Genomic DNA, 7741 nt, shown 5'->3' on the forward strand with positions numbered 1-7741 from the left:
TATCTCAAAGTGCACGGCGACGTGGTGGAAGTCGGCGGCGCAGGCAACCTCCTCATCAAGATGGCCAAGCTGAAGAAGGACGCGCCGGGGTCGCTCTCATTGCCGCCGCCGGAGTTCGGCCAGATCGACGCCAATAACGATGAGCGCTTCGTGCTCGGCGACTCCCTCTCCGGGCGGCCCATGCGCAATCAGCCCTACAAGATCGAGTTGGCCGACGGCCAGATCGTCGAAGGCGTGACCAACGACAAGGGCGAGACCTCGCTGCGACTGCAGGACGTGGCGCAGGGAATCAAGCTGCTGCTCCAGCATTCATAACGACACCGATCATGACTGAAAACACCAAGTCGACCGACAAAGATGCGCCGCCGAAAGCGGGTAAGAAGAAGCCCCGCAAGATGTACCAGCACCCGTTCGCCACGCGCATCGTGCCGATGCAGGTCGACCACTTGGGGCAGCCGTTCTGGAAGTCGTATCTCACGCCATGCAGCTACGAGGTGCGGGCAGAGGCGCGTATCCCGCCGCACCTGCCAGGCATCGTGATCTTTGTGCACGGGGTGAATTCTGAAGGGGAGTGGTATGACAAAGCCGAAAGAGCGTTATGCGACGGCCTCAACGAACGGCTAAATTTGCCAGAAGAATGGTGGCTCCAGCCGACGGTCTATACCACGTTCGATGCGAACACTAAGAAGGCGACTCCGCGACAAATTGCCCACGGTAAGCTTGGCCGCTCGCCAGTGATCCGCTTCTACTGGGGCTACCGCGCCCCCGACGGGACCGAGCAGAAATGGCGCATCCCAATGCGCAACCGCGATGGGGTAAACCAATGGGGGCGTGCGTGCTGGAATGATAAGGCGCTGGGCCCTTGGTACTGGGGCGGCGGCCCGTTCCAGAACGGTACCAACAACCTGCTGCAGATGTGGAGTCCAGAGGGGTTCAAAAGACGCGTTCTCGGTTTCGATCTAGAGAACATCAATACCGAGTCGGACCGCCAGTTGGACGATGCGCCACCGCGTCTCTACTTTGCTCACGCCGCACAGCGCCTGGCCGATCTGATTGACCGGATCCGTACCGAGTGTCCGCGCGACACGATCTCCGTGATGTCGCACAGCCAGGGCACCATGGTGGCAATGGCAGCCACCCTGCTGGTCAAGACACGTGCACCCGACGCGCTGTTCGTGATGAACTCGCCCTATGCGCTGGAGGACAAGGTCGAGGATCTGCTCACCTGTGGGACAGAACGTCAGAGCACGAGTGCTCGGGTCAATACGTTTCGCAATGTCGTCAAGCGCATCCAACAGGACCGTCGGCCCATGGGCGAAGCGGAAATGGTGCGCCTGCATTGCGGCACATCGGAGGACTGGAACTTCTGGCGGCCAGACAATCAGCATGAGTCGGGCGTGCCCGAGCGGGACAACCACGGTCGGCTCTACGTTTACTTCTCCCCGCACGACCGCGTGATGGGAGCATCACCGCTGCAAAGCATTGGTTGGCAGGGAGTGAGTGACAAGTTGCTGATGGAGTTGGGGAGCACAGTCAAGCAGCGCATGCTTGCGCGCGGCACGCCTGTGGGCGACTCCCCCGGCATCAAACGCTTCGGGACTCTCCCGCCGATTCAGAAGCCGGTACCGGGTGTGGAGTCGTGGTCGTTCTGGAACGGCAATCGAAAGGCCTTAGGTAAGCTGTTGTGGACGGTGCCTGACGTCAACAAGACGGTGACGATCAATGCCGAGACCGTGCTGCAGCCCCTCACCGCCGAGGAAATGAGAAATTTCGATGACTCTCGCGTGACTGCACCGGAGATGGGCCAAATGGAAGAGGACCCGATTCAGCCGGGGAGTATGAAATACGTGGATGATGCCTATCCGTATTTTCGGCCGCTCTATGAGCCCAAGAAGGAACAAAAATACGACCCACGCTATCGCGGGGTCGTCGTGGACTACAAAAACGAAGCTGAGGCTCTCCAGGAGCGCGACAATTACAGGGCCGAGCCGACCAATCACAGCACGGTGCCCGGTGACCAAAAATTCATGCGGCGCGTAGTGGCGTACGACTTGCCGATCGGCTTTTGCGACGCCTACAAGCGACGGGATTTCTGGCTCCGACTGATCAAACAGGCCGACTGGACGCTGGGTTATGACCCCTACTTCCAAACCGGGGTAATGGCACCCGTGCCTAGGCCAGCGGCAATCGACAAAGCAAACTCAGAGAAGAACGACGAGGCGATTCAGGCGCTCAAGGCGTACCTTGGCCGACAGGCTGATTACAAGGGCAAGGATGTCGTATATGGGGATTAGGCGGATTGCTTGGGTCGCACTTGTTGTGGCCAGTACCGTCGGCGCCATTGCTTGGCTATGGCATGGGGTCGACTACGTCAGAAGTATTGACAAGAAAAAAAGCGAACCTTTTGTGTTCATGCTTTCGGATTTTCTAAAAGCTCGGGAACTGCCGTATGACACTCCGGCACAGGTCATCTACCGGATCGATGATCATCGCTTCGTCACGCTGGAGACATACCGCGACTGCCACTATGGTGAAGCGTATTACAACGACACGAAGCTTAGGTTGCATCGCACACTTGGACGAACTGGCGTGGAGAACTACCAAGGCTGGATCATCAATGATGACCCGACGGGACGTAACCTGGCATTTCCTATGGGAGCCCCTCCCGACATAGCTTGTCCGGAACGAGGCTGCCGAGGTTTTCTCCTATATTCGACGGACTTCGGCCGCTCCTTTGGCGCCATTCCCTATACCTCCTACACGCGCAGCCCGTTTGAGAACTCAAAAGACTTCGGCGTCTTTGTTACGAAGGACAAGCTGTACGTTGCAGAGAGAATCAACAAGCGCGAAGCCTATGTCGACGAGTATCCATTGGTTCCAAACATCAACTTGAATGATCCTTACCCCCCTGGAGCTAGAGGCGACAGCTTCGCACTTTCGCAGCGCCCAGGCATCTTCGACAAGTTCACCACCCCTTCCGGCCAAAACCAGATCAGTTGCGACGCGTCGATCAAACCCACAAATCCCGACGCACGGTTGGTTGTCCCTGATCGCCAACGCGGTTACTAAACCCCCCCCTTTCCCTCCTCGCCCTGATATGAGAAATCCAGTTTGCCTCGGCGACGTTACCAGTCACGGTGGCGTTGTCATTACCGCGTCGTCCTCGCTCGATCTCGAAGGCCGCCCCTGCACCGTCGCAGGCACCTGCGATTGGCCTCGAATGGAACATGGTCGGGGTGGAACTCGCACAGATCGATGAAGTTCGGTACGAGGGCATGCCGAGCTATAACTTGCCACTCTGCCTTGGACTCACGGGGTTCGGTAACGGGTTGATCTGGGGAGCGGATACCTTGGGTGTGAAGAGCCCAGCATTCTTCTGGACGATGGTGGGCGTGATGGTCGCGTTGCCGATTCTGTTGACTGCAGCGTCGTGGATCCGTGACCAACTGCTGACGGACGAATTCTTCGAAGCACTTGAGTGAAGGCAAGTCCGCCAGGAGGATACCCGCAACTTCCGCCGCCGCGATCTCACGCGGCGACGCTCACCCCGGTAGTGCTCACTTCGCTCACCTCCCGCACCGCGCGCGCAACGTCGTCGATCCACGCCTTCGTGCGGGGCAGTTGCATGTGACTCGACGCGACCGTGCCCTCGTACACCGGCGCTGCGCCCATCACGCGCGACAGCCGCTCGCGGTCGTCCGACGCACGTCGCTCGACCCACCACGCATGCACGGGCACGACAGCCGGACGCAAACGATGGACGTCCGCCAGCGAGCGCAAATGCGCCGTCACGCGGAACATGTGCGCGAGTTCGTCGCGACCGAGCGACGCGTAATCACCCGCAGCAGTCACCGGCGCACCGCCCTGCCCCTGCATCGTCAATGCGGCTTCGACGGCCGCCGCCAGTACGCCTTCATCCAGCGGCTTCCCGGCGTGTGGTGCGAGCGACGCGCGCAGCTTCGTCGCATCGACCTGCGGCAGGATCGTGACGAGGTAGTCGAGCAGATCGCCCGTCCAGTCGCGCGACGATGCGACCGGTGGCACATCATCTTGTTGTGCTGGCACGAACGTATCCGCCAGCCCGAGGAACGCTACCGTCTGACCGCTGGCACGCAGACGCTCGGCCATCGCCATCGCAATCGGTCCACCAAGCGACCAGCCGAGCAAGTGATATGGCCCGCTCGGTTGCGCTTTGCGCACGGCGTCGACATATCGCCCCGCCATTTCGTCGAGCGACGTATCGGACCATGCCGGATCGATCAGCATGCGCGACTGAATGCCGATCACGGGACGTTCGTCGGCCAGTGCCTGAGCAAGCGGACGATAGTCGAATACGGTGCCCACCGCCGGGTGAACGCAAAACAGCGCGGGCGCCGACGACTTGCTGGCGTTCAACCGCACCAGCAGGTCGCCACCGGCGGAGGGCGCAGCATCCGAAGGCGTGAGCGCGGCAGCAAGACGCGCCACCGTGCCGTGCTGCATCAGTTCGCGCAGGCTGACCTTGAGCGACGGCGTCCCGCGTTTGAGGCGTGCAATCACTTGCAACGCCAGAATCGAATCGCCACCGATTTCGAAGAAGTTTGCGTCTCGGCTCACCTGCTCCGTCTTGAGGACTGCGTTCCAGACGTCGGAGATGCGCGCTTCGAGCGCGCCAATCTCGCCTGACGGTGCCGCCTGCGCCTTCGCGTCCTCGGCGGACGTGTCGGTCGACATCGCCGCCAGCAACGCGCGACGATCCACCTTGCCGTTCGCCGTAAGCGGTAGCGCGGCCAGACGCACTAGCCGCGACGGCACCCAGGCCGACGGCAACGCCGAGGTGAGCGCTGCCTTCGCATCGGCCTCAGTCAGCTCACCTGTGTAGCCACCAAGCAATTGCGATTGCCCGCGCGCATCGCGCTCCACCAGGACGATGGCATCCTGCACGCCGTGCAGCGCACGCAAGGCATGCGCCACCTCGCCCGGCTCCACGCGATAGCCGCGAATCTTCACCTGATCGTCGGCGCGTCCGAGATAGACGATTTCACCGTCTGCCCGCCGCTTCACCCGATCGCCCGTGCGATACATCCGCACGCCCGGACGCCACGGATCCGGCACGAAGCGCTCTGCCGTCTTGCCCGGCTCGCCGAGATAACCGCGTGCGAGCGCGACACCCCCGATGTAAAGCTCGCCGCTCACACCCGGCGGCACCGCGTTAAGGTTATCGTCGAGTACGTAGGCACTCACGTTCGGCAACGGCAGGCCGACAGGTAGCAACGCATCGTTCGATGCCGCACGGTGAGTGAGCACACCCACGGTCGTTTCCGTAGGGCCGTAGTGATTGAGCACACGCAGCGATGGACGATGGGTATGCAGCAACGTCAGCAACTCGGCATCGGCCGCTTCCCCGCCCACGATCAGCCAGTCGTTCGGCAGCACATCCGATCCCGCGGCCAGCATCAGCCCCTTCAGATGACTCGGCACGATCTTCGTCGCCCCGATGCGGCGTGCACGCATCCACTCGGCGAAGCGTCCCGCGTCGAAGGCATCTTCCTGCGGCATGAGATGCAACGGCCGTCCCATCGCTAGCGCGCCGAACAGCACCGTGTGCCCGAGGTCGGCCGCGACGGTCGAGACCATCGCCATCCCGGCGTCTTCCGGGAGATCGTGCAGTCTGGACGTCACGCCCTGCACATAGTTGTGCAACGCCCCACGGCTCACCACGACGCCCTTCGGCTGTCCGGTGGACCCCGACGTGTAGATGACGTAAGCCGCCTGCGCCGAATGCACGCTGCGACTCACGAAACGCGCCTCGTCCCCCGCCAGCACATCGGCGATGGCCAGCGTCTGACAGCCGTCGACCTGGGGGACCGATGCCACATCAGGCGCGACGATCAATGCCTTTGCACCGCTCGCTGCGATCAGTTGCGCGAGACGTGCGGACGGCTGCGTCGGGTCCAGCGGCACGTAAGCCGCTCCCAGCTTCCACACACCGAGCATTGCGGCGACCCAACCGGCGCTGCGCGGCATCAGCAACGCAACGCGATCCTCCGCACCAACACCCTGCGTCGCAAGCGCGTGCGCCACGCGATTGGCATGCGCGTCGAGCGTGCGACGCGACCAGGCACCGTCCCCGCCTTCGACGGCCAGCACGTCGCCCTGCTGAGCGACGCGCGACGCCCATGTCTCCATCCAGTCGCGCGTGTCCCACACGCGCCGCTCACCGTCGGTCGTGACCGGCACGTCGGCGCTCAGCGCGATATCGGCGAGCCGGTCGTCCGGGGCATGGGTCAGTTGCGTTAGCAGACGGTGGAACGCACGCGCCAGTGGCTCCACCGTCGTCGCGTCGAACAGATCCGTTGCGTACGTCAGCGCGATCTGCAACGTGTCGCCGCGCTCCAGCGTATCGAGCGAGAGATCGAAGTGCGAGCTTTGTCCGGCAACGACCACCGGGTCGATCCGTAGACCGGCCATCTCCGGCACGGCGTCACGCGCAATCTCGTGATTGAACTTCGCCTGAAACAGCGCGTTGACGGACGCGTCGCGTGCCGGTTGCAACGCTTCCACAAGCTTATCGAACGGCACATCGGCATGCGCTTGCGCTTCGATGGCCCGCGCGCGCATCGTCGCGACATGCCCGCCGAAGGATGTCTTCGGATCGAGCGGCACACGCATCACCTGCGTGTTGACGAAGAAGCCGATCAGCGGCTCCGTTTCCAGCTTCGCGCGTCCGGCAACTGGCACGCCAATGCAGACGCTGCGCACACCGGCAATGCGTCCGAGCCACACGCCATACGCCGCCAGTAGCACGGTGTAGAGCGTGGTGTCGTGAGTACGCGCCAACTCACGCAGCCGCGCAGTGAGCGGTGCGTCGGCTTCCATGACATACGTCGCGCCGCGTCCGCTCGGGACCGCCGGACGTGGGCGGTCTGTCGGTAATGGCAACACCGGATGTTCGTCGCCGAGTTGCGCACGCCAGTAGGCCAGTTGCCGGTCCAGCTCACCGGCTTCGAGCCAGCCGCGTTGCCAGATGGCGTAGTCGGCGTACTGCACCGGCAACGCGGGCAGCGGCGCGACGTGAGTCCCCGCTCCGGCAAATTGAGCGTAGCCACGCGTGCACTCCTCGACCAGACGCGTCATCGACCATGCATCTGCCACGATGTGGTGCAGCGTGAGCAGCAACACATGTTCGTCGGCCGCCACACGAATCAGCCGCGCACGCATCAGCGGCGCAACGTCCAGCGCGAAGGGACGGACCGCTTCGTCACGCGCGCACACTTGCACACGTGCGTCCAGATCCGCAACGGTCGTGTCGTCGCCTTGCCAGTCTTCATAGTCGATGGAGAACGGCACATCGTCATGCACACGCTGCACGGCCCCATTCGGACCGTCGTGAAAGCTGGTGCGCAACGCATCATGGCGCGCGACGATGGCCGCGAACGCCTGCGACAGGGCCACAACGTTCAGCGCACCTTTCAACCGCACAGCGGCCGGAATGTTGTACGCGCCCGTGCCCGGATGCAGTTGCTCCACGACCCACAGGCGTTGCTGAGCGTACGACAGTGGCGCATCGGCCCCGTCACGCAGCCCGCCGGGAATCGGCAGGCTGGCCAGATCGACGCCCTGCTCGCGAGCGCGCGACTGAAACACGCGGCGCTTGTCGCCCGGCAAGGCGAGGAAGCGTCGCATCAATGCCGAGTCGTCAGCCTTGGGGACATGGGCCACGTTGGCCGAATTGGCGAGAGACATCGCGAAATCCTTCTAT

General features: G+C 62.7%; 4 protein-coding genes and 1 pseudogene. 4 read left to right on the forward strand and 1 reads right to left on the reverse strand.

Features of this window, described 5'->3' with window-relative positions:
- The 4 genes and pseudogenes from ACIQWO_RS26025 to ACIQWO_RS26040 all read left to right on the forward strand — a co-directional run.
- Positions 1 to 315: pseudogene (locus tag ACIQWO_RS26025) on the forward strand (type VI secretion system tip protein VgrG); the annotation flags it as partial.
- An 11-nt stretch (positions 316 to 326) separates the two neighbouring features.
- Positions 327 to 2294: a hypothetical protein gene (locus tag ACIQWO_RS26030; RefSeq protein WP_402830400.1), complete on the forward strand. Its 1968-nt coding sequence runs from the start codon at positions 327 to 329 to the stop codon at positions 2292 to 2294.
- A gap of 25 nt (positions 2295 to 2319) precedes the next feature.
- Positions 2320 to 3069 (forward strand): hypothetical protein, encoded by a 750-nt coding sequence (locus tag ACIQWO_RS26035; RefSeq protein WP_402830402.1) that lies wholly within the window; start codon positions 2320 to 2322, stop codon positions 3067 to 3069.
- Between the two features lie 68 nt (positions 3070 to 3137).
- Positions 3138 to 3482, forward strand: coding sequence for a hypothetical protein (locus tag ACIQWO_RS26040; protein ID WP_402830404.1), 345 nt, complete (start codon positions 3138 to 3140; stop codon positions 3480 to 3482).
- A gap of 46 nt (positions 3483 to 3528) precedes the next feature.
- Here ACIQWO_RS26040 and ACIQWO_RS26045 read toward each other — a convergent pair whose 3' ends face one another.
- On the reverse strand, positions 3529 to 7725 hold the full coding sequence (locus ACIQWO_RS26045) for an amino acid adenylation domain-containing protein (protein ID WP_402830407.1): 4197 nt from the start codon (positions 7723 to 7725) through the stop codon (positions 3529 to 3531).
- Between the last annotated feature and the right edge of the window lie 16 nt (positions 7726 to 7741).

Source organism: Pandoraea sp. NPDC090278, assembly GCF_044772185.1.
In the GTDB taxonomy this organism is placed as follows: Bacteria; Pseudomonadota; Gammaproteobacteria; order Burkholderiales; family Burkholderiaceae; genus Pandoraea.

Bases quoted from the DNA above. Each gene is read 5' to 3' on its own strand.
- ACIQWO_RS26030 (WP_402830400.1), top strand. From the start codon at position 327: ATGACTGAAAACACCAAGTCGACCGACAAAGATGCGCCGCCGAAAGCG.
- ACIQWO_RS26045 (WP_402830407.1), bottom strand. From the start codon at position 7,725: ATGTCTCTCGCCAATTCGGCCAACGTGGCCCATGTCCCCAAGGCTGAC.